A 26,701-nucleotide genomic window follows, 5' to 3' on the forward strand; every position below is an offset into this window, starting at 1 on the left:
CCCTAACTTAATTCCTATTATAACAAGTTGTAGTAATCAAGTTTTTTAATAATTAGATACTATTTTATCTTACATTTCTGTTGTAACAAGGTCTATAAATCACACAACTGACCAAAAATGGGCAAATGTCGATCAAAGATGGACTAACTCTGACATCATACTTACACAATCTTTCTGATAGACCCTGAGTTTGCCGTAACTTAAGCCCAAATAAACATCTAATTTCTAAACATCTCAATATCGCTGTATCACTATAACGTCTAGGTCTTCCACGCTTTCTCTTCTTGTCCTGATCATCATACCAACCTTCAGCTAAATTGCTGGCCATCATAAAATCTATACGACCTCTATTGCGTAAAAAGTAATTATATTCTGACCAGTTGATAATTTTATATTTGGAATGTTTCCGGGATTGACTGAATGGTTCTTTTTTCTTCTCTCTTGTCAATTCTGATTTCTTTTTAATTTCTCTCCTTTCTATCAGATTATTTATACTTGTAGCGTGATATTGTTACAACTAAAAACTTATTCTTACAATTTTCTATATTATTTTTCTTATTATCACTAGTAAAATTATTAATTAGTCTTAATATAAATTACTTATCATTTAACTTGACGGTGTAATATAAAGTTTTCAAAAAGAAAAGTATCTTATACCAGTACTCATTCTTGGTAGTCCTTATGTCTTTGGAAAACGAATACTATCACACATTTTGTTCATAGAACCTAGAGAGTTTAATAAGTGCAATTTAATGTTGCATAAATAGTGTAAAATAATTTTGCAAATGACAGTTTAAGCCAAAATTATGAGTAAAATGGATAAAAAAGTTTGTATTATAGGGTTAGGATATATAGGTTTTCCTATTGCTTGTGTTTTAGCAAATTCAGGCTATTCAGTTCTCGGGGTAGATATTGATGAAAAGGTAATATTGAGAATAAATACAACTAATCATATTACTTTTGAAGCAGAAGTAAAAGATTTATTTATAAAAGGAATGCATGATGGGAATATCAAAATATCTACAAAGATTGAACATTCCGATATTTATATAATTACTGTACAAACTCCTTTAAATTTAGAAAACAAACCAGATATCTCTTATGTAAATGCAGCAATTGAATCTATTACACCTTATCTTAGAACTGATAATTTGGTTCTTATTGAATCAACATGCCCGATAGGAACAACCGAGATAATGGCTAAACAACTTCGAGCTGTTTGTGCTAATATATGTGTAGCTTATTGTCCAGAAAGAATATTACCTAGTAATATTCTTAATGAATTAATACATAATGATAGGGTTATAGGGGGAATAGACAGACAATCTGGGATACGAGCATCTGATTTTTATAGATCATTTATTCATGGTGGGATAGAAGTTACTGATTCAAAAACAGCAGAAGCAGTTAAGCTTGCAGAAAATACCTATCGTGATATTAACATTGCTTATGCTAATGAGTTATCTATGATTGCTGATCATATTAATATAAACATAAATGAATTGATTTGGTTAGCGAACAAGCATCCTCGTGTAAATATTTTACAACCAAGTCCAGGTGTGGGTGGTCATTGTATAGCTATAGACCCGTACTTTTTAGCAAATGCAGCACCTAGATTTGCCCAGTTAACACTAAAAGCAAGGGAAGTTAATATCAATAAAACTAATTGGGTAATTCAGAAAATAAATAAAGTAGCAAAAGAAAATAATGTTAGAACCATAGCTTGTTTAGGTCTAACTTATAAACCTAATGTACCTGACACTAGACAATCACCGGCTATCATAATAACTGAGACTCTTAAACAAGAATTTGATGTTATTGATTTTGATCCATATGTTAAAAATATAAAATCAATAAATTATTTACTAATAAAAGCAGATATGGTGGTTGTGTTAGTTGCTCACAATGAATTTTTGGATATATCTAACCATTTGTTTCATGAAAAAATTTTTCTTGATTTTACCGGAGTATTTATAAAATGAAAACAGTAATGACAGTAATAGGGACACGACCTGAGGCGATAAAACTTGCCCCTGTTATTACAGCTTTTAAGGATAATAAGTATTTTAAGAATGAGATATGTATAACCGGACAACATACATCTTTACTTGATTCTTTGCTTTTAGATATGAACATTAAAGTCAGTTATCAATTTGAACCTATAGAAAGTAATGGTTCTCTTTGCCAAAGTGCAGTGCATATGTTATCACAATTTAGTAATATATTAGAAAAATCAAGACCAAATTTAATTATTGTTCAAGGAGATACTACAACAGCTTTTGTAGCAGCCCTTGCTAGTTTCTATTTGCGTATACCATTAGCACATATTGAAGCAGGTTTGAGGACAGGTAATATATATTCACCATGGCCTGAGGAAGTACATAGATGTTTTATAGATAAACTTAGTACTTATTTTTTTACGCCAACCAATCAAGCAAAAATCAATCTTATCAAAGAAGGGGTACAAGTTGATAAAATTTGGGTAGTAGGTAATACATCCATAGATGCAGTAAGACTTGTTAATAACAAATTATATAGATTGGAAACAGATTATAAATCAAAATTTATCTTAGTCACAATTCATAGAAGAGAAAATCATGGTGAAGTGCTAAAGGAAGTTTGTAAAGCTTTACATAATATTTCTAAACGGTTTTTAGATATAAAAATAATATTTTGTTTACATCCTAATCCTTCTATAAGTAAGGCTGTGAAGAAGTTATTATCAGATATAGATAATATTGATTTAGTTTCACCAATAGATCATATTCTATTTATTAAATTGCTAAAAGAATGTCTTTTTGTAATAACTGATTCTGGAGGGATACAAGAAGAAGTAACATTTATTGGAAAGCCTGTACTCATTATTAGAGATACAACTGAAAGATTAGAAGTAATTGAAGCTAATACAGGTATATTAGTAGGAACAAAATCAGTTAATATTATAAAGAATTGCAATAATTTATTAAAAAATCCAAATTTGCTGGCTGCAATGTCAAGAGTGCATTTTCCTTATGGGGATGGTTACGCAGCAGAGAAGATAGTTAATATCTTGGAACAAGAATTTAAAAAAGAAACTATATGCAAAAGTTAGGTATTCTATTTTTTGCTGATCGTCTTCCTCCATTAATCGGTGGCATGGAAATGCATGCCAAATATTTTACAGAATATTTCACTACTCATTCTAGGTTTCCTATTTTGAGTATAATTACAAAAAATGCTGAAGGGCAAGATTGTATTATATTAAACAAAGAAACTAAACCAATAAATTTAAATAAATTAGATAATGTATTTAATCCAGTTATTATATTTTTTAATAGTGGGCGATGGATAGAAGATCTTAAACAACTTCGTAATATATTCCCAAAAACTAAATTTATATACCGTACAGGTGGTAATGAAATTTTGAAAGCTTCTTTGATTAGTGGAAAAATGTCAGAATATATTATGCGGCGATCATATTGGGTTGATATTTTAAATGATACTGTAGATTTATTAATAACCAATTCTACTTACACGGAAAATCGTTTAAGTAAAATTGGTATAAAATGTCCTTTTAAACGTTTTGTAGGTGGAGTAAATATATCTGCATTAAAGGCAGCTAGGATTTTAGATAATAAACCTTTTACTATCTTCTGTGCCGCTCGTTTTGTTCCATATAAAAATCATTCTTTAATGATATCTTTGGTTCATGAGTTAGTGTTAAGAGGCTATAGCTTTAAGTTGAGGTTAGCCGGGGAAGGTCCTTTACTTGAACAAATAAAAGGACTAGTAGATAAGAATGATCTGAGTTCAGTTGTAGAATTTCTTGGAGTACTCGAAAATGAAAAAATATGTGAAGAGATTATCAATGCAGATATTTACATGCAATTAAGTTGTGATAAAGTAACAGAAGTTCCCGGTGGTTCATATATTCATTCAGAAGGAATGGGACGTTCTATTTTAGAGGCTTTAACAGCAGGAACTTTTATAATAGCTGGTAACAGTGGTGCTTTGCCAGAGGTTATTACAGCCGATCGTGGATTACTGGTTAACTTCAATGATTTTCAACAAATAGTTAATCAGGTTGAACAGATTTTAAAATATCCTCAAGTTAGAAAGCCTTTGGACGATAAATTTTGTTGGTTAAAAATTTTTAAAGGTTATGAAGAATTATTTAAGGATATATCTAACCCGATAAGGGTTTAGATATAAAAATTTCTTTTACCAACATATTTTGTTTAATCAATGATTTTTGTAAGTATTTACATACAGAATAAAGTAAATCTTTTGTTACCAAATCCTAAAAGTAAAGGTGTATCTAAACATGAAAATATTATTAGTTACAGAAAAATTTAGTCCTGATAAAACTCAACGTGATGGTGGAGCTAGGTTGGTAGATACCCTAAAAAGAGGTTTTAAAAACTGCTTAAGCATAATGCAATTTGGTGGACAAACCAATTCGTCAGCAACTTGGAGTTTTGATTATCCTGTGAATTTGGATAATCGGTTTGAAAAAAGGCTTGCTAATGCTGAGTTTATTGCAAAAAAAGTAAAATCTGTTGAACAGCAATTTACTCATATAATTTTTATCCATATATCAATGCAATTTGGGTTTATTGATATTAAATTACGGGAAGAGATAAAAACATGGACTTTCCCTATGTTTTTGACGCCTTCTTACCAAGCATCTAGCGAAAACGTGCCATCCAAATATACAGAAATGGAGTTTTTGACTCTAGCTAATACTCAAAATGTCTTAACACCAAGTTACTTGGAAAAAAAGCAATTAATAGAATTTTATGCAGTTTCGAAACGAAAGATTCAAGTAGTTCCAAGAGGTGTAGATACAAGTTTACTTATACCTAAAATTCGTTTTTTTAATAAACTACCGGTATTTTGTAGTTTAGGTAGCATCAAGCCTCAAAAAAATACTCTTGGATTAATAGATTTATTTGCTAAAGTGAAAAACAGATTCTCTGAGGCAACACTCCGTATCATTGGACCAGTTCAAAATCAGGAATATTATAATGCGGTTAAGAATAAAATTAAAAAATTGGGACTTGATAACATTATAGAATTAACCGGCTATATACCTCCAGCTAAACTTGCATCGGCTATTGAAGATTCACACATTCATATCTCTACCTCAACTTGTGAAACCTTTGGTCGCTCAATCTTTGAAACTCTTGCTTCTGGTATACCGAATATAGCAAGAATACAAAATAATGCTGCCGCTGAATTCTTATCAGATTTACCTTATGCTAAGTTCGTAAGTAATAATAATGAAGCACTAGATGCTATTGAAGAAGTGCTTAATAATCTACCTAAACTATCAGAAATGTCGCTTGAAATTGGTAAACTTTATAGTGAAAAAATACTTGAGAGGTTACTTGTAGCAAAAATTCATAATAAAAAAGCTGTAGCTATAAGTGATTTTGACGGTACACTTTTTCATAAAAATGATTATGAAAGAACAAAAAAATGCATGTCAAAATTCCAGCAATTTTCAACAAAAATTATATGTAGTGCACGTTCACTTAATGATTTGCTTAAAGAGATTAGACAGAACAATCTAAAAGTAGATTGGATTATAGCCTATAGCGGTGCTGTAATTGCTGACGGTGAAGGTAATATACTATTTATTACCCCAATTGATTTGAAAGATATTAAAAAGTTACAATCCTTAGTTCCAGAAGCAAGGAAGATAACTGTGTCAAAACAAGTTGTGCAAATGTCTATGCCAATAAGTTTATTACTAGATATTTTTGATTTGCATGTTGAAATTTATCAAGAAATAGCTTTTGTAGCTAATTGGCAGTCCTCAAAATTACGTGCAATTCATAGACTTTTAAATCATATTAGTTGGTCTGGAACAGTTGAAGCATTTGGAGATAGTGAATACGATAAAGAATTTTTAACTTACTTTGGTGGAAAGTTTGTTAAAACTATTAATAGAGTTCTTGTGTAATTAAACGATCGTTTAATTACACAAGAACTCTATTATAAGGTATCAAAAAAATTAGTAACTTAATAAAAACGGAGGAATGTATGAGTGATTCATATTACAAAGGCTATTGGATGATAACAAATCGTTGTAATTTAAGATGCAGTTATTGTGTACTTGAAGATGCACCGCATCAGCTCAAGGCAGAACTTAATCTAGAAGCCAAGAAAGAATTAGTGAGCCATTTGTATCACAAACTTAACTTTCGCCGTCTTACATTATCAGGTGGAGAAGTAATTATTTTTGGTAAACATCCACCAAAAGAGTTCATTGAGTTACTTCGTCATATTCGAAAATTTCGCTCAGAAGATCCAGCTAAAAACTTAACTATAGAGCTTTATACCAATGGTACTTACTTAGATGAAAATGTTGTTAATGAAATGCAGGGAGTAGTCGATATTGTTGCTGTTACGATTGATAGTACTGAAGATAGTTTTTTGACAGAAATTGGTAGAAATTTTGGTGGATATAAGGAGTATTATAAAAATATTATGAATAAATGTAGCTTAATTTCAAAGGCTGGTATTGAATTAAAGTTTCACAGTGTTATTAGTACTAAAAATTATTTAACATTACCGAGTCAAGTTAAAGATATTCTTAATTCTCTAAAAAGTGTAGGTGGTAACTTATCATGCTGGAAATTTTATCAATATATGTCATACGACAACCCTGAAAAAGATAATGCCCATGCAATCTCAACTAAAATGTATGAACAGTTTAAGGATAGTAGTATGGAAGCCTTATCAGGAAGAAGAATAAGTTTGCATTTTAAGGATAATAAAGAAATGGATGCTTCATTATTTAATATCTTGTCTTATGGTAATGCACAATATATGAGAGATGATGATACATGGTCAACTAGTAAACGTACCGAAGACTTGCGTTCTTATGGTTCAATGTCAGAATTATTTGCAAAGCATGATATTAACGAAGAACGTTTTCGTAAATTTCATGAGATGTGCTTATGAGTGTTATAGTAACTGTTGACCTTGATTGGGCATGTGAACCTGCTATAGAAGGAATCTTAGCTTTTTTAGAAGATAAAAAGATTACTCCTACTATTTTTAGTACCCATAATTCATCTATAGTAGAAGCCGCTATAAATAAAATTGAAATAGGACTCCATCCGTATTTTGGTACAAATTCATCACATGGTACTACAATTTCAGAGGTAGTAAAGCACGTTATGGATTTGCCTCATAATTTGGCAGCTTTCCGTTGTCATCGGTTTGCCACATGTAATTTATCTAAGCAAGCTATGTTTGAGGCAGGTATGTTAATATCATCAAATGTATGTACGGATCTAGAAATAATTACTCCTTTTAAAGATCGGTTTGGTTTTCTTGAAGTCCCTATTTCTTTGGAAGATGGTGGATATTTGTGGCGTAATCACCCAATGCAACTGGATGAAAGGTTGCGGAATATTGTTTTGAATCAAGCAACAAAAGTTATTACTATTCACCCTATGCATTTTGCTATAAATACTCCCTATTTTGCTTACATGTATGATATTAAACAATCAGTAAGTCGGGAAGAATGGAAAAATATGACTAAATCTACCCTTAATAAGCTTAAGTGGCAAGGTTATGGGATTAGAAATCTAATTATTGAACTATTAGGAATAGTACCGGAAACCTCACCTTTAAGAACGTTAATTAACCACGAGTTAGGACTGCATAATTATCCATAATAGTTGCCTTGATTATAAAATTGAAGTGGTCTATTTTAAGACACCGAAAAAAATCTTCTTTAGGATATTGCCACTGGTCTTGAGAAAAAAAGTATTTGCCTGAACTTTCTCGAAGTATAGACAAAAATTTAGTCAAATTTGTCTTTTTTCCATTAATGAGATCTTTAATATATTCAGCACAAACATTATCTTCTAGGGAAGGAGTTGTACCCTCATGTCCCATAGGAATTATTATAACTTTTGCATTTGATAGTGTTTTAATATATTCGGCAGTTGCACCTGCATTAACAAAACCTGCGGCAAGTATTATATCTGCTTCCTTAGCAAGAAGAACTCCCCAAGCCCCTGCTTCTGTCCTATGTAATACACTTCTACCAGCTATAGTAACAGCTCTAACTCTTGTTGGAGAATTTGGAATATCATAAATGAGATCTACTCCTTTTTCTGATTTCCCAATTAATAAAGGGTTATTAAAATTTGTTGCCAAACGAGAAATGATAGTACTTTCTTTTGCCAGCATATATATTGTTGGATTACGGTCTAGGACATAAGCCGCTGTAGTAAAAGCACGAAATACATCAATAATTACTACCACCTGAATTTGGTGCTTTTTATTAAACCTTAATTGTGTTGGTGATATTATATATATTTTTTGGCAACCTGAGTCACATAGTGAGGTCATCTTTTTTTTTGTGTACAACCACTAAATATAAATAATATAATAATCACTAAGTAATGATATTGTTTCATAAGAAAAATTTAATTTTATTTAGTTTTTAAATCCTAATTACATATGTTGTACTTGCATGTATCTTAACACCAATAAGTCTATTCAAGACCATTCAAAAGCAGAGGCAAAGCTAAATTTGAATTAGAAATCTACATCAAATCATTGGACTTATATCTTTAAGATATACTTTAAATTGGTAAATCTTAGTATTGTCAGACATATAAAAGCAAATTGACCTAATCACAACTTGCTCTATGATTAGATTTTTAGAATGAATGTTTAACTTGCTACAGATAAAGTACGTATTTTTTGTTCTGTGGTCTTCCAACCGTTATCTTCGGCAAATTCCAAATCGTATTGATTCTGCATGTTCATCCACCAGCGAGGATTCACATTAAAGTATTTCCCAAGCCTTAGAGCAGTATCAGCTGTGATAGAACGATGGTGTTTAATTATATTATGTATACGGGTAACAGGTACACCAATATCACGAGCTAGTTGGCTTTGACTTATTCCCATAGGCTCTATAAATTCTTCAAGAAGAATTTGACCAGGTGAAATAAGGGATAATTTCTTTGTCATAGCTAATACCTCTTAATAAATTAGTGATAATCAACAATTTCTACATCGTAAGCATTCCCGTCATACCAAACAAAACACACACGCCATTGCTTATTGATACGAATACTATATTGGGTTTTACGTACACCTTTAAGAGCTTCTAGACGATTTGAAGGCGGAACACGTAAATCTTCTAAATTAACGGTTGTATGCAACATATATAATTTTTTGCGTGCCTGCTCGCCAAAAGCCTCAAAACGTTTAACTAGTTCTCTATTATGTAATTTCTCAGTATGTTTACATTTAAAACTTACAATCATTTTATAACATTATCAGTTTAACTTCAAGCATTATAATATTTACTATCAGTAACATTTACATTAATTTTCATGCCGGTACACGTTAGCATTCGTATCTTAATTATTTGTGGTTAGGCGATTTAAAGTATCATACAAAGTAGAACGTTTAATGCCAAAGTTTCTACAGATAGAAGCTTTGGTTTTGCCAATTCTTAAAGCTTCTTGGATTTCTTCCATACCTATATCAGTTTGCAAACGTTGTATAGGAAAAGGCATACGTTCTATAACCTGTTCCAAAAAAGTTACAGTATTTGTAGCAGTACGCCGATTAATGACGTTTTAAATTCAACGGAATGAGATACCATATAAACGCTTTAATTCACTATGAATGCGTCGTGATCCTAGATTCCTTTCTTTCCTTAACTTAAGTATAAGATTTTCATCAACTTCACTTCTTTTTTGAAAAGGAAAGTTTTTGGGCTTACTACTAATATCACACAAACCATTTTTACCTAATACTTCATAGCGTTTGTACCACTTGCGTAATGTAAAGCGTGAAATACCATAATGTTCGCATACCTTTCCTGCATGCTCTAACTACTTAATCCAACTCAAACGCAACTTAATCTTAGCATCCATTACAGTCTATAAATCTACCGTCTTAAAAGTCAAGAGTAAATTCTTTATTATTTTTTAACATGGCATTTAAACAAATAATAAACTTAAGTATTTTTTACTTGATTGTAAATTTGATCTTTTCCGATCACGCTACCGTTCGTATTTTACTTAAGTTCGCCTGCAAGGAGATACCTCAGATTCACTAGGTTTCTTTTAACCTATCACACGATCGGTATCACTCCTTGCTTTTATTCTAGATCTTTAAAGACTTATCTTAAGATACAATCACACAGCTAAAGCCGCTCCTATAATATCTTGATCATGATATTGCAATAATTGCTTTCTATCAATCCTTCATTTAGCTCCAAATTTTACGCCCTTAGTTTGTGACAAATGTGATACATTTCCTAAATGCCCATAGAATTCTAAATACTTGTTAATTATTTCAGCTAACTGTCCATCTTTTTTTTGTTCTCTGCTAGTCACTCTATTCCACAACTCTTCTCGATCATACACCCAATTTGGAGCATTTTCCGGGGCATATATTTTGCTAAATACTACTCCTTTCTTCTTGCTATAGTAAATCAAATTGAATTAGATGATAAGATGTGGTATAAATAAAGGAAAAAATGTCAACAAGTCCATATAGTCAAGATTTAAGAGAAAAAGTAATAAATTATATAGAAAAAGGTAATAGTCAGAAATCTGCTGCTAAGATATTTGATATACATAAGAATACAATTAGCCGTTGGAACGTAAGGAAAAAAAAAGAAGGAACAGTATTAGCAAAGGCGAGACTAGGGATTAAAAGTAAAGTTGATAAAAAAGCATTAGAACATTTCGTAACAAATAACCCTAATAGTAAGTTGCAAGACATTGGTAAGAATTTTGGAATTACAGGTTCACAAGCGGCTAATATATTAAAAAAGTTAGGATTTAGTTATAAAAAAAAACCTTTAGCTACTTGGAAGCAAGTGCAGAAAAACGATCTGATTATTTAGAAAAGATCAGTAAATATGATAAAGATAAAATAGTATATCTTGATGAAAGTGGGATAGATATGACAATTTGCCAAGATAGAGGTTGGGGTAAGATAGGAGAATTATTGATTGGCAAGAAGAGTGGGAAACATTACCAAAGGACCAATATAATAGCTGGTTTAGTAAATAACAAGTCAATAGCCCCTTTTGTTTTTAATAAAACTTGTAATACAGAACTATTTAATAATTGGGTTGAAAAATTCTTGATTAAAGAGTTAACATCAGGACAGGTTGTAGTGATGGATAACGTTAGTTTTCATAAATCTCAAAAGACAAAGGAGCTAATAGAATCAGTTGGTTGTGAAGTTATTTTTTTGCCACCGTATTCGCCAAACTTAAATCCAATAGAGAAATTTTGGGCTAATATGAAGAGATGGATTCGAAGCAAAATAGCTGAAACTGGTACATTATCTGAGGCAATTTCTTTCTTCTTTGTCACCTAATTCAATTTGATTTACTATAGTTAGTGCTAACCCGATCATAACAGCATTTATACTTCCTTGTCCAAACATTCTCAATTGATGAGCAAAGATTTGTGAGCCTCGAGTAAAATTATTTTGATTATGCTGGTTCACGGTGTTGTATCTTTATTTTGCTCATCTCCCTCATCGTCGGGTAATAGAGAAAATGTTGCCATTTCCTCTGTCCCCTAAGAACCGTACACACGGTTGTGTGAGGGCTATCATAGCAATGAAATTTTGTTAATTAAAGGAGTGTAAGAGCTATGATTTCTACTCGGCACAGTTTCGTCGATTAACAGGAGTAAAGAAGGTGACATTCTCAAGGATGGTGGATATTTTGAGGCAAAGAGACAATTTGACTAAACTATTAATAAAAAATAAAAAAATGTATTAATTCTCCTCTAATGTTTTGATAGCTAATGTGTATAATTCTTGTTCTATCCATTCTACTCGAGCTAGTTTTGCCAACGGGATAAAGTTCTTTAAAGTATCCAAAGCGATTCTTTTCTGTTTTTCTTTTGACTTAATGTAATGAAGAGTTTGCATATTATGTAGCCTATCAGCAAGCTTGATATACCATGCATCTATATCTTCTGACTCACGTAATTTCTGCAAGGCATGTTCTCCTTCAATTTTTATTTTTTTTATTGTAATATCATCAAGCTTCGTTAGTTTGTTAACTAATTCTGCTATTTTTGTGCCAAATGAAAACCATATCTGACTAATAGTAAGTGCTGTATCCTCTACAATATCATGCAATAAGGATGCTGCTATTATTTCAGTTTTACAGGAAATCCCAGCTGCTTTTAAGAATTAAAGATTAAATATTTTTAATCGAGAAAAGTTATGGTGTAACTCCAACCCCTTTTTTCATAAAATAATTTACCCAACTTTTATCTGCTATCTTATTAGAGTTCGAATGTCTTAATATATTTCAAAATAGTTTCTGACTTCATTAAAACTACTAGAACAAGAAAAAAATATATTGATGACATACATAAAATAGCACCTACTAGCATAATAAGTACTTTTGATTTAAACGTTAAACTTTTGTGGGTGACCTCTAACCACTCGTTTACTGCAATCCCAGTCATAGCACTAAAAAAACAAAATCAGCAGAAAATATATATAATCAGGCTTAAGAAATTTAATCCTAACTATAATAATTAGTAATAAGTGAAATTTGATTTAATTATAGCAATTATTTACTGATGTCTCATCTTTGCAGCTGTTCTTCATATTTTCAAGAAATAATCATATTTATTCTACGATCTCGCTGTACTCTTAGGATTATAGTATACTTGCAGCAAAACTGCATAACTTTATCTAAAATTTAATAGAGTTTTGCAGTTTTACTGCAAGTATACTATTTTTGGCATTGACAAACGCTCAAAAGAAGTGGACAATGCCAATTAAAGATTGGTCAGTTGCCTTGAATCAATTTGCCATACTTTGTGGTACTGATGACCAAAAATGGACAAATGTCGATCAAAGATGGACTAACTCTGACATCATACTTATACAATCTTTCTGATAGACCCAATTAATTGGCAACTGGGGTTAATTAGGCTAAATGCTCCAATGACCCAAACTAATATTTGGTAATTCATATGTTACTTCCTTTGTTGTCTAGTGTTGTGCTTGTTCGCTATGACCTTTCTCTAGATAAGCTTGGCATGATAATGTTGCTCATTAATTTACATTATAAACTTCGCTATCTAATCCCATTAACATAGCCAAGGAATCTATGGGGTTTTGTTGTTCCAGTACTTCTTTAACCTCAATTTTCTCTAATTTAGAGGTTAAAGTTAGTAAATCATCAAAAGACTTCTTGCCAAACTTACTTATATATTCTTCAATAACTCTAGGCTTGTTAAGCAACGGATTGTCATATTCTTCCCTAGTCACATACATAACTTGCTTCTTAAGCAACTCTGCATTACTAGCTTTTTGTTTTGCCGTTTCTGCGTTATAGTCATTTTGTAATTTCCTCATTTGCTCGCTTTCTTCTTGTAACTTTTTTCGAGTCTCTTCTGCTTGCTTTTGCACTTTTGCTATTTGTTCTTGCATCTGTTCCTGAGTTATTTTATTTTCCTGCTGTTGCAATATTAGAAGATGCGTCGTAATTGCTTCACTTAACTTATGACCTGCACTTATTAAATCAGTTCTAAAGTCATCAATCTCCAACGTTTCTAAACCACTATTAATGCTTTTTATAAAAAACACTAGATCTAATTTAGCACTCAACACTGCAATTTCCTTGTCCGTTACACGATTCTTATAATTGGTCCATTGCTTTTGTTCTTCAAATATACTAGGTATTCTTTTAATCAAATCCTTTATATTTACTTCATAATCATTAAAATTAAGTTTCTTTACCATTTCTATTAATTGAATACGAGCTGTTTCCGCTTCACCTGTTGTTTTTATTCGCGTAACATCAATTGATGAGCTGAGTTTAAGTGACAATATTTTGAAGCATTCCATAATATCATCTAAAAGTACAGAGCTATTTTTATAGATAAAGACCTTGGTGTCTGGAGAAATCCCTACCTTTACAGGCAATTGCCGTTCGCTATCAATTTGGTTAATATCTTTCGCTATCATCTCAGCATCTTTGCTATCAAGCAGACCTTCCTCCCGAGCTTTTGCAAAAATAGTTATTTGTTTATTATCGGCTAGATGTTGAACAAATGCCTTATCTAGCTCTGGATCTTGTACATCTTTAGCAATTTTTGTGATGTCAGCCACTATGTCATTAACATCGTAATTCTTTACTTTAGTAACAAGCAATACACTACAATTCTTAATTTTATCTAAGTCACCAAAGAGATAATTTACTTGTTTTATTAGTCTCACAAAACCTGCAGGATTATCGCTGGTAATATCGTCAATATCAGAAACCAAAACTATCTTTATATTTCTAGCATTGCTAAGTAACTTAGATAAAAGATATGCGTTAGATATCTCTACGGCAGGTCCTCTATTATCACCAAACCCTGGACAATCCCATATAGCTTTTTTATATGCTCCATCCGGATTATACCATTTTTTAGGAACTGTGGTCATAGATCCACCAGTAGCTCCTATCTCAGGTCCTGCTGTTGGGTCTACAGCAAATATCTTTAATACCTTACCATCCTTGCCTTTAGCATTCGGGTCAAGTTTTGTAACTTTTAAAGGATTAGATAGAAGATAATTAATTACCGTACTTTTCCCTCCCCTAGTATTCCCAATAATTATGGTGTTCTCCTTTTCCTCTAGACTTTCTACGTTTGACATTCCCTTTGTTATTAAATCTTGGGCTTGTATAAAACTATCCCTAGGCATATCGTTATGTTGTTGTTCTGCAGTGTAGTTAGCCTTCGCTTTATCACTCATATCTTTGAAAACTTGCTCGTGCTTAAATCCGCCTGTACACCCATAATAGGCTTGATTAAAATAGTTTTCAGCCTTTAAATAATCACCTTTATTATAAAACTCTAATCCTATGCTGTGCAATATGTTAGCTTTGTTGTTGTTATAAACATCTAAATCTATAGCTCTATTAGTAGAGCATTGATCCCAAGCTTCTTGATATTTATTGTATGCTGCTTCGTATTTTTCCATTCTTGTTGTTGGGTCAGTAGCATTATTTCCTTCAGTCTCTAATGCTTGCCCTTGAGCATTTAATGCAGCAGCTTGGTTGTTTTTAATTGAATCAATAGTATTCTGCCTATTAGCTTTGCACAAAGCTTCGTTATATTTAGCTATAGCTCCAGCAGGATCAGTCGCAACTAATAGCTGCCCTTGTTTATTTAACATTAGGGCTTGGTTGTTTTCATATATGGTCTTTGTTGTTAGCTCTTCAGCCTCTTTAAATCGCAGTCTTGCAGCCTCATATTTTGCTATTTTTGTTATTGTATTAGTAGAATTATTACCTTCAGTATCTAATGCCCTTCCCTGAGCATTTAATGCAGCAGCTTGGTTGTTTTTAATTGAATCAATAGTATCCTGCCTATTAGCTTTGCACAGAGCCTCATTATATTTAGCTATAGCTCCAGCAGGATCAGTCGCAACTAATAGATGCCCTTGTTTATTTAACATTAGAGCTTGGTTGTCTTTATATAGGCTCTTATTGCTAGCATCTAATGTTAGCTCTTCAGCCTCTTTAAATCGCAATCTTGCAGCCTCATATTTTGCTATTTTTGTTATTGTATTAGTAGCATTATCTCCTTCAGTCTCTAATGCCCTTCCCTGATCATTTAATGCAGCAGCTTGGTTGTTTTTAATTGAAGCAATAGTATACCAGTCATTAGCTTTACATAAAGCCTCGTTATATTTAGCTATAGCTCCTGAAGGATCAGTTGCCACTAATAGCTGCCCTTGTCTATCTAATAGTAAAGCTTGGTTGTTTTTATATATGGTCTTATTGCTAGCATTTGTTGTTAGCTCTTCAGCCTCTTTAAATCGCAATCTTGCAGCCTCATATTTTGCTACTTTTGTTATTGTATTAGTAGAATTATTACCTTCAGTATCTAATGCTATCCCCTGAGCATCTAATGCATGGGCTTGGTTGTTTTTATACATGGTCTTATGGCTAGCATCTGTTGTTAGCTCTTCAGCCTCCTTATATCGCAGTCTTGCAAGCTCATATTTTGCTATTTTTGTTGTTGGGTCAGTAGCATTATATCCTTCAGTCTCTAATGCTATCCCCTGAGCATTTAATGCATGGGCTTGGTTGTTTTTATACATGGTCTTATGGCTAGCATCTGTTGTTAGCTCTTCAGCCTCCTTATATCGCAGTCTTGCAAGCTCATATTTTGCTATTTTTGTTATTGTATTAGTAGCATTATCTCCTTCAGTCTCTAATGCTATCCCTTGTTTATTTAACATTAGGGCTTGGTTTTTTTTATATATGGTCTTGTTGCTAGCATTTGTTGTTAGCTCTTCAGCCTCCTTATATCGCAGTCTTGCAAGCTCATATTTTGCTATTTTTGTTGTTGGGTCAGTAGCATTATATCCTTCAGTCTCTAATGCTATCCCCTGAGCATTTAATGCATGGGCTTGGTTGTTTTTATACATTGTTAGTTCTCCAGTTTCTATTATATTTATTTTCTTTACTTAACTCAAATCTGAGCAAAGCAGTTAAAGGGCAGGGCAGTTTAAAAGTCACAACTAATGATAGAGAAATTTATTTTAGAAAATGCATAAACGTCATTGCGAGGAGCAGCAAAGCTGTGACGTGGCAATCCAAAAGTTGCAGCGGCAAAAAATAAAACTAGCCAGCTGTTTATTTGGATCGCCACGCCACTTCGTGGCTCGCGATGATGGTATGGACGCCAATGATAAGAAAGAAAAAAAACTTATCAACGGTTTCAAATGATATTAAAATATCAAAGAACCAAAACCTAAAATAGGTTTGTATTTTTTTAATAATTTTATGAGGTCCATACCATGAATGATTATAAGGTAATAGGAATTGATTTGGCAAAAAGAAAATTACATTTTGCTGCAATAAATTTAGAAAATAAAGTTGTATTAAAAAAAGCAATGGATAGAAAAAGCTTTTTTGAAAATTTATCAATAATGTTTCCAAAGTCAGAAACTTTTGTATTTGAAGCTTGTGGTGGAGCTCATTATATGGCTCAGAGGCTTGAATCAATGGGGCATAAAGCAATATTACTTAAACCTAAAGATGTAAAGGCATATGCAAAAATTCGTCAAAAGAATGATATTAATGATTCAATTGCAATTTGCAAAGCATCCTGTGATCCGGATTTAATGCATGTCAAAGCTAAAACAGTGGTAGAGCAAGAAATATCTTACCTGCATAAAGCAAGGCAGAATATAATACAACAAAGGATTCAGCGCAGTAATGCTCTGATTACCTCATTATTTGAGCTTGGCTATTTGGTAACATGTGGAAAATCTACATTTGCCAAAACTTGTCAAAATTTTGTAAATCTTGCACTAGAAGAGGGATTTATTAACAAAACTATTGCTGTTCAAATGTTGCTTGATTGTAAGGAGATTAGCCAATTGATAGTACGGGAACAAATGTTAGATAAAGAAATAGCAGAAAGAAATAGGTGTTCTGAGAAAGCAAAAATTTTAGAAACTATTCCAGGAATTGGCACAATTAATGCAAGTATTTTAAGCATTAAACCGGTTGAAGCATATGATTCTGCTAAGGATTTTGCCGCATCTTTGGGGCTTGTACCGAAACAAAATACCACTGGTGGTAAGATTATTTTAGGTAGAATAACCAAACAAGGTGATAGATATGCAAGAACAATGCTAATACAAGGAGCAAGGTCTTTATTAATGAGAAGTTATAAAAAGAATCCGCCTCAAGGGAAGTTATCAGAATTTATCGAAAGGTTAAAAGAAAAAGGGAAATCGTTTAATGTAATGGCAGTAGCCATAGCAAATAAATTAGCTAGAATAACTTATGGTTGTTTGATAAGTAATAGCAACTATCAGGTACTATAATAGTTATTTGGTGCAAATTTACGTTATAAAGTTGCTAGGTGGTTAGTGGCGTGCTATAAAAATTGATAAGTAATATGAATAAAACAAAGTAAAAAATAAAAACGATAAGTTGAGGAGATAATAAATAAGCATTTTGGATAAAATCCGTTGTAACGTCATGGTACTTTGATACCGCCGCGATGAGTGTATCTCTCCAGGATCTTAGCAGAATGCAGAAACCATTATGGCACTTTGATGCCGAATATATGACTGCTTCATTTTTTCTACTATTTTTTGTTTTTTTACTTGTGTTTTTATTGGCGTCCATATATGACAATCATTCGTTTCTGCAATTTAGTGCTTTCTATCATTAGTTGCGACTTTTAAATCACCCTGGTTAAAGGGAAGTCTCTTAATTATAGACTTCGCTATCTAACCCCATTAACATAGCCAAGGAATCTACAGGGTTTTGTTGTTCCAGTACTTCTTTAACCTCAGTTTTCTCTAATTGAGAGGTGAGAGTTAGTAAATCATCAAAAGACTTCTTACCAAACTTACTTATATATTCTTCAATAACTCTAGGCTTGTTAAGCAACGGATTGTCATATTCTTCCTTAGTCGCATACATAATATTACAGAAACTGTCATCATCACTATCATGATAGTGATGAATAACCTTTGTTTGATTTTTCAAAGCATCTTTTCTAGCCATTTCCGCTTTATGTTCGGCATCTTTTCTAGCCATTTCATTTTTAAAGGCTACAATATCAGCTTCTCGTTTAGCCACTTCCGCTTTATATTCAGCATCTTTCTGTGTCTTAAGCCGAGCTGCATCAGCTTCTCGTTTAGCCACTTCCGCTTTATGTTCAGCTTCTTTCCTAGCCATTTCCTTTTTATAGGCTGCATTATCAGCTTCTCGTTTAGCCACCTCCTCTCTATATTCAGCTTCTTTCCTAGCCATTTCCGCTTTTTCCTCAGCTCTTTCTTTAGCCCTTTGTGCATTATACTCGTTTTGTATTTTCCGCATCTGCTCGTTTTGTTCTTGTACAACTTTATATAATTGATTTTGAAAGGCATCGTTTTGTGCCTTAAGCAAAGCTGCATTATCTTTAGCAAGTTTTGCCATGTCCTCATTATGCTTATCTTGTAATTTCCGCATTTCCTCGTTCTGTTTTTGTAAATTGTCTTGTGTCATCTTTACTATAGTTTGCGTTTCTGCTATTTGTTTTTCCATCTGTTCTTTAGTTATTTTATTTTCCTGATTTTCTAACATTAGCTTACGCATTGTAATTTTTTCAATTAATTCACAGCCTGTATTTTTTAAATCATTTTTAAAACACTCAATATCTAATGTTCTTATATCGATAATACTTTTTATAAAGGCAAGAAGATCTAATTTACTATTTAATCCGGAATTCTCTAAAGCAGTCTGTCCCTCTCTGATTAGTATATTATGTATTCTTTCAAGAAATTCTTTCATACTTTCATTATGATCATTTGTATTAAATTCAGCGGATATTTCTTTTAAATGTTCAATTGCTTTATGTGCATCTTCCGATTTTTCTATTTTGTCTACATCTACTAATGCTTTAACTCTTGCTAAAATTATATCTAAATCCTCCTTAATAAAATTTGAAAATAAAGAGCTATTTTTATAGATAAAGACCTTGGTGTCTGGAGAAATCCCTACCTTCACAGCTAATTGTTGTTCGCTGTTAATTTGGTTAATATCTTTTGCTATCATCTCAGCATCTTTGCTATCAAGCAGACCTTCCTTCTTGGCTTTTGTAAAAATAGTTATTTTTTCATTATTGGCTAGATGTTGAATAAATGCCTTATCTAGTTCTGGGTCTTGTACATTCTTAGCAATTTTTTTGATATCAACAGTTATGTCATGAACATCGTAATTCTTTACTTTAGTGACAAGCAATATGCTACAATCCTTAATTTTATCTAAGTCACCGAAGAGATAATTTACTTGTTTTATTAGTCCCACAAAACCTGCAGGATTATCGTTGGTAATATCTTTAATATCAGACACCAAAACTATCTTTATATTTTTAGCATTACTAAGTAACTTAGACAAAAGGTATGCGTTAGATATATCTACCGCAGGTCCTCTATTATCGCCAAACCCTGGACAATCCCATATAGTTTTTTTATATGCTCCATCCGAATTATACCATTTTTTAGGAACGGTGGTCATAGATCCACCAGTAGCTCCTATCTCAGGTCCTGCTGTTGGATCTACAGCAAATATCTTTAATACCTTACCATCCTTGCCTTTAGCATTTGGGTCAAGTTTTGCAACTTTCAAAGGATTAGATAAAAGATAATTAATTATCGTACTTTTCCCTCCCCTAGTATTTCCGATAACTAGTGTGTTCTCCCCTTCAATTGTTTTGTCTACATCTGTAATACCTGTTGTTATAAAACTCCTAGCTTCCTCAAATACATCCAATGCTACACTTAGTTGTTGACCTTCTTCTTGTTTTTTATCATCTAAAATGGTTGCTTTTTTCTTCATAAATAATTACTCCATATAATTTATTAGTTAAATTAATACTGGGTACATTATGTAACCCAGTTCTAATGAATGTTCTATTTTAACCACTATCCTAAGGTTGATAGCTTAATGAGATTTTATTAACTTGCTCGAAAGCTTCTTTATTTCCAAAACCATATACTTTGTATAGTATAAAGTGTATTTTAATATGTAAAGTATTTTTATAAAAAATTAGTAAAGATTATTAGGTTTAGTGGCAATTATGCGTAAGATAATTTAACAAAACTTACGCTATGTTTAGAACCAATGCCTTAGTGGTAGCATATTCTTAAAATCTTCTACTAGGATTCAACGGCTTAAAATCAGGGTTCTAATCATTTCTAAGACATAACATAGCGTAAGTTTTGCTAGTTAGTCTAATTAAAGCCTATAGTAAAACATGGGATATGCTGATTAAGTATGACGAAGATAATTTAAATATGCCAACGAACTTGCAGGAGGCAAGTAGTGGTTTACTAAATTACCAAGAATCAATACAGGCAATACTAGTATTAAGACAAGAATTACAACAACAAGGAGCAGAAGCCGGCAATTTATTTGGAGTTGAAAGGGATGATGCCGTGAGTGCTATTTTAGGTAATATAGATCAAACATTTGGCGGAGAGCAATTATATCAATCATCGCAAGCCAAGGCAGCACATCTATTATATTTCATTATCAAGGATCATCCATTTAGTGACGGTAATAAGAGAATAGGTAGTTTATTATTTTTGCTTTATTTGAGTAAAGCAAAAATTGGGCTTAACACTATGGGAACAAATAGCATGACATCGCTTGCCTTGCTTATTGCAGAAAGTGATCCAATGCAAAAAGAATTAATGATTAGTTTAATTATAAATCTAATAAGCAACTAGATGTTGAACTATTGAGGAAATCCAAAAACTAAAATCTTCTAGATAATTCAATCTATATCGCTTACCAATGATAAGATATATTATGTATAATAGACCAATATTAAGATTAAAGACAAATATAACTCAAGTCAAACCTAGCGTTATAGCAGTTAACATATAGTTAGATATTAGTTATAATAATAGATAATAAAAAAATTATATAATAGAAATATGCCGTCACCATACAGTTATGATTTACGTTCTAGAGTTATAGAACATTATGAAAAACATAAAAAAATAGCATTTACATGCGAGACCTTTAAAATTAGTCGGTCAATGCTCTATGTATGGATTAGATTAAAGAAACAAACTGGTCCTATAAGGATTGAGAACTTTGAAAAGATTACAGAAATATTTTTACAGGAACAAAAGGATGACAGATTAAACATAGCACAAAAATTACTGCAAGCAGGAGTCGACTTTGATATTATTGAGCAAGCTACCTTAATTAAAAAGGAGGAAATTACCAATATTAAGGTTAGTTGAAAAATGGTTACTATTACCAACATCTTTTTTAAACAAAAGTATGTTGGTAATTATGGACACGCCCTATTATTCTTGGCAAAAAGTGTTATTAGCTTGAAGCAGATCAGTCTCAAAGCCAACTAACAGTTTCTTAAAACAGCGATATTCTCGTAACTCTGTATAAAGTGTATCACAAATGTTTGGTGAGAAAAAAGCAGTTGATGAATATGTTTCAGAACACTTATTTTCCTGAAATAGCTGGTCAGCAAATTCCCTATATTTCAGGTCAGTTTTTCTTGTTATGTAGTTGAAATCTTCTCTTAGTAAGAAATTAATCTTAACATACTCAACATTTTCGTCTGCATCGAAACTAAAACTCACCTTTTTAAAAACAAGATATACTAAAGCCTCTTCTGATGGGTCAAGAATAGTTTCTGTAAATTTAATTAAATCATATTTTTTAAATATCTTCTCAAACATAGAAGTAGTTAAGTTGCATTTTTTGTTTGTTAAGTTTTTTACTTTTAGAGTAGCCCCCATGTAATCCTGAGAAAATATAGAAATTTTATTTAATTGGGTAAGTTGAAAAGTTTTTGTTGTAGCGGAAAATAAACCTGACGCAGGAATTAAGCTATTTGTATTTTCTAAAGTAGTAATAATTTGCTTGATTTGTTTGGTCTTTTGTTCAGCTTTTTCCGCTCTTGTTGAGAGTATATCATTTATTTTGTATCTTAAAACCTCCCCTACTTCTCCTTTTGGTATAGACGCCAAAAAGCACACACTAAAAATAAAGATTAAACACAATAATATTGCGATTGCCATCTTTATTATAGATAATATTAATTCTATATTAATAATTCTTATCATAAATCCTACATTAATAATCTTAATTAATTTCACAATTCAAAAAACTGTGAGATTGTTGGACCTAGCTTTAAATGCTAGGAAGGTTACAGATTTTGACAGCTCGATGAGCATAATTTTCCTAAGAATTCACTAAATCTTGATATCCATATTATGTGTCACCATGAATATATAGTATATTACTAGTTGTTTAAAATACCCATTTCAAGTAGGTACGACAAACCCCAAAGGTTAGTATTCTAAGATTGTTTCCAACAGCTTCTATAATTTGTGGTATACTTAATTGCTTGAAACATAAAGAATATTACATAAAATCTGCGATAATTTCAAGAGATAAATTATAATTATGGGTTAAATTACAGAAACGGGGCAAAAGCGAACTAGGAGTCGGAATTGCTGTTAATTTCTTCTCTGTTATAGAAAAATATCCTGCAATAATTTATCTTACTCAAATGCCTTATCCCTGCAGGATGATCATGTTTTACGCATTTATATTTTGGTATATCTAATCGTATAATAAGCATTATGCCGTTTTAAAATTAACCACTTCATTAAAAGCACCAAACAAAATGCAGTGCATTATGTAATAACATAAAAAAACTGTTGTTGGTGATCTATCAACCTCATTGTATAGTATTTACGGCTATATTGTATTAAAGTTGCAGTTAGCCGAGTTAATGGTTAAAGAGCTTATACAATTATTGACTCTTTGAAACTATTTCTATGTGTTTTACCATATATGACCCAATACTAAAGATCATGCAAGGAACGGCAAAGTTAAGGAGTTTAAACAGGGAAATTTTTTATATTTTCTTCATATATTTTTTGGGCTTCCGATAACGATAATTACACTATTCTTTCTTATCCCTTATCCCGAATCGACGTAATAAGGATATCCCTTTATTGTTGTAGCTCTCAGCATAATTAGGTTTGTATTTAATGGCAAGATCATAGTTTTTTATTGCTTCTTGGTGTTGCCATAAATACATTAAAGATATACCTTTGTTATAATAGGCTTCTAGGTATTTATAGTTGTATTTAAGAGCAATATCAAAATTTTCTATCGCTTCTCGATATTTTCCTAATATGTTTAAAGAGCCTCCTTTATTATTATATACTGCTCAAAATTTGGTTTATATTTAATAGCCATATCATATGACACTATAGATTCTTGATAGATGCATAAACCAACCACCTATAGCAAAACCAATAGCACCACCAGCAAAAGACCATAGCACGCCCTTAAAACATAAAATGATTAACCCAAAGCTAATGCCCCCTACTATTGAACCAATAGATATGTTCCAAAATCTAACGTGTTTGTTTAAGCAATTATTAAATCGTACTCTTTCCATAATTGAATCTCACAAGTAAAAAACCAATATTGTTACAATTTACACTTGATTTAAGCCATAGCAGCAAGTATGCCCATACAAACAGCACTGCTACCTATAAAAACTGTACCGCCACGAAATACCCGAACGCGACCATCACCTTCAGACATAATGGCTGTGGTAATACCACCAATACCAGCACCATAAACCCAGTAATCCGCGGCAAATTTTACCAGTGGTTCAGTTACACCTTTACCAAATTTACCTAAATCTACTGCTAAACTTTCTGATGTAATAAGGGTAAGTAAAATGCCAATTATTCCATAACTAAGATATAAGAAACTCTTATTCCAGTTGTCATCTAGACAATTTTGTTTGCTAGTTATTTTCTGACTTGTGCCTAGTATTTTCTTTGAATCGACCATAATTCTCCTCTTTTGTTATTTTTTGTTACTTTCTCTGTAGTAAACGGTGTAACTAAACATTAAGTAATAAATTATGTGATCCTTTTAAAAATAAATAGGGGGCATTTTTCCCCATTATTTTTGAAGACTACATACTTAGAAAACAATACCCTTCAATTGCCAAGTATTGGTGTTTGATGTTGTCGTATTTTTAAACTGCTCTGAGATAATAGACCTCTTTCAAAACTAGACTTTAAGGAAGAGAGGTGTTATAAGTATCTGATTTGGAGTAATAATGAAATTCGATCAGGTTAAAGAGTTGGAGGATGAACAGTTTCGTCGATTAACAGGAGTAAAGAAGGTGACATTCTCAAGGATGGTGGATATTTTGAGGCAAAGAGACAATTTGACTAAACTATTAATAAAAAATAAAAAATGTATTAATTCTCCTCTAATGTTTTGATAGCTAATGTGTATAATTCTTGTTCTATCCATTCTACTCGAGCTAGTTTTGCCAACGGGATAAAGTTCTTTAAAGTATCCAAAGCGATTCTTTTCTGTTTTTCTTTTGACTTAATGTAATGAAGAGTTTGCATATTATGTAGCCTATCAGCAAGCTTGATATACCATGCATCTATATCTTCTGACTCACGTAATTTCTGCAAGGCATGTTCTCCTTCAATTTTTATTTTTTTTATTGTAATATCATCAAGCTTCGTCAGTTTGTTAACTAATTCTGCTATTTTTGTGCCAAATGAAAACCATATCTGACTAATAGTAAGTGCTGTATCCTCTACAATATCATGCAATAAGGATGCTGCTATTATTTCAGTTTTACAGGAAATCCCAGCTGCTATTAATGCAACCTGTATTGGATGATGGTAAAATGGCTCACCAGAGTGTCGTTTCTGATCTGCTTGGTGTTTGATAACGTATTTTAATGCCAGTTTTACAACAGGAACATCTATTATGGTACTGTGCCTTTTACTACATGCTTTAATTTTATCTAAGAACTCCTTTCTCAAAAATTCTTGTAGTTGCTGACTATGAGACTCATGTAACGAATGTAGCAGGATAATGACTTTTTTACCGGTCATAAACGACTCCCTATTGAATGTTTACTTTAAAACTTGCTTAGTCTATTAGCGAGGAGCTACTTTTAGTAGCAACGAAGCAATCTAGAAAAATTATTAGATTTGGATCAACTATGTTCGCAATAAAAATTTAAATAAATTTGGTTTAAATTTTTATTGCTTCTGCAGAGCTAGTTAAATCACGTAACTTAGCGTTTGCAATCACAATGATTTTCCGCATTAATGCTACCATCGCCACCATTTTCTTTTTTCCTCTATTGATCAATTTTTCATAAAATACCTTCAGTTCAGAGTTAGAATTTCTAGCAGCCATAGCAGCTACAAACAACATAGGTCTAACAAAACTTCTACCATGACCTGTATGTCTATATCCGCTATATCTACCGCTATCATTAGATATTGGTGCAACACCTACTAATGATGCTATTTGTTTGCGGTTCAATGTACCAAGTTCAGGTAACAAAGCTATAAGCTCATTAGATACTACTGTGCCTATACCACTAATAGTTTGCAGTGTCTCTTTCTTAGCCTGCAAGAGTTTATCTTTTGCTATTAAGTCATCTATTTTTTTAGTAATAGATGCAATTTGTTCTTCTAGTACTTCGATTATTTTAACACAACTAGACTTGATTAAATCAGCTCTCGGGGACTGAAACCTATTTTTTTCTGCAATCAACATTTGTTTGAGGTCGTTCCTACGTCCGACTAATTCATACAAGTTTAAAGCTTGCTTAGATTGTACTTTAAATAGTTCTAATCTTTCTGACCGTTCAAAACCATAAAGTGCTAGAGCTTTAGCATCAAGACTATCAGTTTTAGCTGCATTCCCAAAAGACCTAATAAAGTTTTTAACTTTGCGAGTATTGGCTCTATGTACAGCAAAACCCTGATTGCAAAGCGTTAGTAATAGTTCCATTTCATATCCACCTGTGGTTTCTAAAACACACAATGCAGAACTAATCTCTTTTTTGTAATCCTTGATAAAATCAGCTATTCCATTAGAGTTGTTATTATATTCTTTAGTTTCTTTTTTTCCATGAATAGCAACAACAAAATTGAATTTTCCTATATCAAGACCAATAAAATTATTATATAATGGCATAATACCTCGAAGACTTTTAATGTTTACGATTGTAAGCGGGAGTGCAAAGGCATCCCAATCAACTATTCAAACGTCTCGGGGATTTGGGCTAGAGTACCAAGATCCATACGATCTTAAGACCAATTGCTTCACGGTCGCTCACGC

At 32.1% G+C, this 26,701-nt stretch carries 28 protein-coding genes and 2 pseudogenes; 14 read left to right on the plus strand and 16 right to left on the minus strand.

Annotation, left to right across the window (positions count from 1 at the left end; translation table 11 throughout):
• Positions 1-64: 64 nt before the first annotated feature.
• Positions 65-448, minus strand: coding sequence for a transposase (locus AAGD26_RS04295; protein WP_341751238.1), 384 nt, complete (start codon positions 446-448; stop codon positions 65-67).
• A gap of 367 nt (positions 449-815) precedes the next feature.
• Between AAGD26_RS04295 and AAGD26_RS04300 the strand changes: the two genes are divergently transcribed.
• The 6 genes from AAGD26_RS04300 (at position 816) to AAGD26_RS04325 (ending at position 7,673) form a co-directional block, all read left to right on the plus strand.
• On the plus strand, positions 816-1,982 hold the full coding sequence (locus tag AAGD26_RS04300; protein WP_341751239.1) for a nucleotide sugar dehydrogenase: 1,167 nt from the start codon (positions 816-818) through the stop codon (positions 1,980-1,982).
• On the plus strand, positions 1,979-3,091 hold the full coding sequence (gene wecB, locus AAGD26_RS04305; RefSeq protein WP_341751240.1) for a non-hydrolyzing UDP-N-acetylglucosamine 2-epimerase: 1,113 nt from the start codon (positions 1,979-1,981) through the stop codon (positions 3,089-3,091). Before AAGD26_RS04300 ends, wecB begins: the two co-directional genes overlap by 4 nt.
• Entirely contained in the window at positions 3,079-4,185 is a 1,107-nt protein-coding gene (locus AAGD26_RS04310; RefSeq protein ID WP_341751241.1) for a glycosyltransferase family 4 protein, read from the plus strand. Before wecB ends, AAGD26_RS04310 begins: the two co-directional genes overlap by 13 nt.
• A gap of 118 nt (positions 4,186-4,303) precedes the next feature.
• A complete protein-coding gene (locus AAGD26_RS04315) occupies positions 4,304-5,947 on the plus strand; it encodes a glycosyltransferase (protein WP_341751242.1) in 1,644 nt (547 codons plus the stop codon).
• Positions 5,948-6,027: 80 nt separating this feature from the next.
• On the plus strand, positions 6,028-6,951 hold the full coding sequence (locus AAGD26_RS04320) for a radical SAM protein (RefSeq protein ID WP_341751243.1): 924 nt from the start codon (positions 6,028-6,030) through the stop codon (positions 6,949-6,951).
• Entirely contained in the window at positions 6,948-7,673 is a 726-nt protein-coding gene (locus AAGD26_RS04325; RefSeq protein WP_341751244.1) for a hypothetical protein, read from the plus strand. Before AAGD26_RS04320 ends, AAGD26_RS04325 begins: the two co-directional genes overlap by 4 nt.
• Here AAGD26_RS04325 and AAGD26_RS04330 read toward each other — a convergent pair.
• From AAGD26_RS04330 to AAGD26_RS04350, 6 genes are all read right to left on the minus strand, one after another.
• Positions 7,639-8,355, minus strand: coding sequence for a 2-phosphosulfolactate phosphatase (locus AAGD26_RS04330; RefSeq protein ID WP_341751245.1), 717 nt, complete (start codon positions 8,353-8,355; stop codon positions 7,639-7,641). The genes AAGD26_RS04325 and AAGD26_RS04330 overlap by 35 nt on opposite strands.
• Positions 8,356-8,682: 327 nt before the next feature.
• Positions 8,683-8,985, minus strand: coding sequence for a HigA family addiction module antitoxin (locus AAGD26_RS04335; protein ID WP_341751246.1), 303 nt, complete (start codon positions 8,983-8,985; stop codon positions 8,683-8,685).
• 20 nt (positions 8,986-9,005) lie between these two features.
• Entirely contained in the window at positions 9,006-9,284 is a 279-nt protein-coding gene (locus AAGD26_RS04340; protein WP_341751247.1) for a type II toxin-antitoxin system RelE/ParE family toxin, read from the minus strand.
• A 96-nt stretch (positions 9,285-9,380) separates the two neighbouring features.
• Positions 9,381-9,539 (minus strand): hypothetical protein, encoded by a 159-nt coding sequence (locus tag AAGD26_RS04345; protein ID WP_341751248.1) that lies wholly within the window; start codon positions 9,537-9,539, stop codon positions 9,381-9,383.
• Positions 9,540-9,608: 69 nt separating this feature from the next.
• On the minus strand, positions 9,609-9,824 hold the full coding sequence (locus AAGD26_RS07290; protein WP_410520638.1) for a hypothetical protein: 216 nt from the start codon (positions 9,822-9,824) through the stop codon (positions 9,609-9,611).
• A 411-nt stretch (positions 9,825-10,235) separates the two neighbouring features.
• Entirely contained in the window at positions 10,236-10,469 is a 234-nt protein-coding gene (locus tag AAGD26_RS04350; protein WP_341751249.1) for a MobA/MobL family protein, read from the minus strand.
• A gap of 41 nt (positions 10,470-10,510) precedes the next feature.
• Between AAGD26_RS04350 and AAGD26_RS04355 the strand changes: the two genes are divergently transcribed.
• Together AAGD26_RS04355 and AAGD26_RS04360 are read left to right on the plus strand one after the other, a co-directional pair.
• On the plus strand, positions 10,511-10,882 hold the full coding sequence (locus tag AAGD26_RS04355; protein ID WP_341751250.1) for an IS630 transposase-related protein: 372 nt from the start codon (positions 10,511-10,513) through the stop codon (positions 10,880-10,882).
• Positions 10,846-11,364 carry an IS630 family transposase gene (locus tag AAGD26_RS04360; protein WP_341751251.1) on the plus strand — a complete coding sequence of 173 codons (519 nt, stop codon included), beginning with the start codon at positions 10,846-10,848 and terminating at the stop codon, positions 11,362-11,364. Before AAGD26_RS04355 ends, AAGD26_RS04360 begins: the two co-directional genes overlap by 37 nt.
• A 408-nt stretch (positions 11,365-11,772) precedes the next feature.
• Here AAGD26_RS04360 and AAGD26_RS04370 read toward each other — a convergent pair whose 3' ends face one another.
• Positions 11,773-12,141: an HD domain-containing protein gene (locus tag AAGD26_RS04370; protein WP_341751252.1), complete on the minus strand. Its 369-nt coding sequence runs from the start codon at positions 12,139-12,141 to the stop codon at positions 11,773-11,775.
• Between the two features lie 646 nt (positions 12,142-12,787).
• Here AAGD26_RS04370 and AAGD26_RS04375 point away from each other — a divergent pair.
• Positions 12,788-12,916 (plus strand): hypothetical protein, encoded by a 129-nt coding sequence (locus AAGD26_RS04375; protein WP_341751253.1) that lies wholly within the window; start codon positions 12,788-12,790, stop codon positions 12,914-12,916.
• A gap of 158 nt (positions 12,917-13,074) precedes the next feature.
• On the opposite strand, the gene AAGD26_RS04380 is transcribed toward AAGD26_RS04375, so the two are convergent.
• Positions 13,075-16,446: a hypothetical protein gene (locus AAGD26_RS04380; RefSeq protein ID WP_341751254.1), complete on the minus strand. Its 3,372-nt coding sequence runs from the start codon at positions 16,444-16,446 to the stop codon at positions 13,075-13,077.
• A gap of 121 nt (positions 16,447-16,567) precedes the next feature.
• Here AAGD26_RS04380 and AAGD26_RS04385 point away from each other — a divergent pair, with 121 nt between their 5' ends.
• Positions 16,568-16,747 carry a hypothetical protein gene (locus tag AAGD26_RS04385; RefSeq protein ID WP_341751255.1) on the plus strand — a complete coding sequence of 60 codons (180 nt, stop codon included), beginning with the start codon at positions 16,568-16,570 and terminating at the stop codon, positions 16,745-16,747.
• A gap of 71 nt (positions 16,748-16,818) precedes the next feature.
• Positions 16,819-17,856 (plus strand): IS110 family transposase, encoded by a 1,038-nt coding sequence (locus tag AAGD26_RS04390; protein WP_341751256.1) that lies wholly within the window; start codon positions 16,819-16,821, stop codon positions 17,854-17,856.
• 391 nt (positions 17,857-18,247) lie between these two features.
• Here the strand turns inward: AAGD26_RS04390 and AAGD26_RS04395 are convergent, their stop codons facing one another.
• Positions 18,248-20,362: a hypothetical protein gene (locus AAGD26_RS04395; protein ID WP_341751257.1), complete on the minus strand. Its 2,115-nt coding sequence runs from the start codon at positions 20,360-20,362 to the stop codon at positions 18,248-18,250.
• Between the two features lie 383 nt (positions 20,363-20,745).
• Here AAGD26_RS04395 and AAGD26_RS04400 point away from each other — a divergent pair, with 383 nt between their 5' ends.
• Together AAGD26_RS04400 and AAGD26_RS04405 are read left to right on the plus strand one after the other, a co-directional pair.
• Positions 20,746-21,255 carry a type II toxin-antitoxin system death-on-curing family toxin gene (locus AAGD26_RS04400; protein ID WP_341751258.1) on the plus strand — a complete coding sequence of 170 codons (510 nt, stop codon included), beginning with the start codon at positions 20,746-20,748 and terminating at the stop codon, positions 21,253-21,255.
• Positions 21,256-21,465: 210 nt separating this feature from the next.
• Entirely contained in the window at positions 21,466-21,780 is a 315-nt protein-coding gene (locus tag AAGD26_RS04405) for a helix-turn-helix domain-containing protein (RefSeq protein WP_341751259.1), read from the plus strand.
• Positions 21,781-21,846: 66 nt separating this feature from the next.
• Here the strand turns inward: AAGD26_RS04405 and AAGD26_RS04410 are convergent, their stop codons facing one another.
• The 4 genes and pseudogenes from AAGD26_RS04410 to AAGD26_RS04425 all read right to left on the minus strand — a co-directional run bounded on the left by AAGD26_RS04410 (position 21,847) and on the right by AAGD26_RS04425 (position 24,382).
• Entirely contained in the window at positions 21,847-22,626 is a 780-nt protein-coding gene (locus tag AAGD26_RS04410; RefSeq protein WP_341751260.1) for a hypothetical protein, read from the minus strand.
• 881 nt (positions 22,627-23,507) lie between these two features.
• Positions 23,508-23,800: pseudogene (locus AAGD26_RS07295) on the minus strand (tetratricopeptide repeat protein); the annotation flags it as partial.
• On the minus strand, positions 23,775-23,978 hold the full coding sequence (locus AAGD26_RS04420; RefSeq protein ID WP_341751262.1) for a hypothetical protein: 204 nt from the start codon (positions 23,976-23,978) through the stop codon (positions 23,775-23,777). The gene AAGD26_RS04420 and the pseudogene AAGD26_RS07295, both read right to left, overlap by 26 nt.
• A gap of 50 nt (positions 23,979-24,028) precedes the next feature.
• On the minus strand, positions 24,029-24,382 hold the full coding sequence (locus tag AAGD26_RS04425; protein ID WP_341751263.1) for a hypothetical protein: 354 nt from the start codon (positions 24,380-24,382) through the stop codon (positions 24,029-24,031).
• Between the two features lie 274 nt (positions 24,383-24,656).
• Here AAGD26_RS04425 and AAGD26_RS04430 point away from each other — a divergent pair.
• Positions 24,657-24,776, plus strand: a pseudogene (locus AAGD26_RS04430) (IS5/IS1182 family transposase); the annotation flags it as partial.
• A 25-nt stretch (positions 24,777-24,801) separates the two neighbouring features.
• On the opposite strand, the gene AAGD26_RS04435 reads toward AAGD26_RS04430, so the two are convergent.
• Together AAGD26_RS04435 and AAGD26_RS04440 are read right to left on the minus strand one after the other, a co-directional pair.
• Positions 24,802-25,458, minus strand: a complete 657-nt coding sequence (locus tag AAGD26_RS04435) for an HD domain-containing protein (RefSeq protein WP_341751264.1) — start codon at positions 25,456-25,458, stop codon at positions 24,802-24,804.
• A 142-nt stretch (positions 25,459-25,600) separates the two neighbouring features.
• Positions 25,601-26,557, minus strand: a complete 957-nt coding sequence (locus AAGD26_RS04440; RefSeq protein WP_341751265.1) for an IS110 family transposase — start codon at positions 26,555-26,557, stop codon at positions 25,601-25,603.
• Positions 26,558-26,701 lie beyond the last annotated feature (144 nt).

Origin of the sequence: Candidatus Tisiphia endosymbiont of Piscicola geometra (assembly GCF_964026415.1) — a bacterium.
In the GTDB taxonomy this organism is placed as follows: Bacteria; Pseudomonadota; Alphaproteobacteria; order Rickettsiales; family Rickettsiaceae; genus Tisiphia.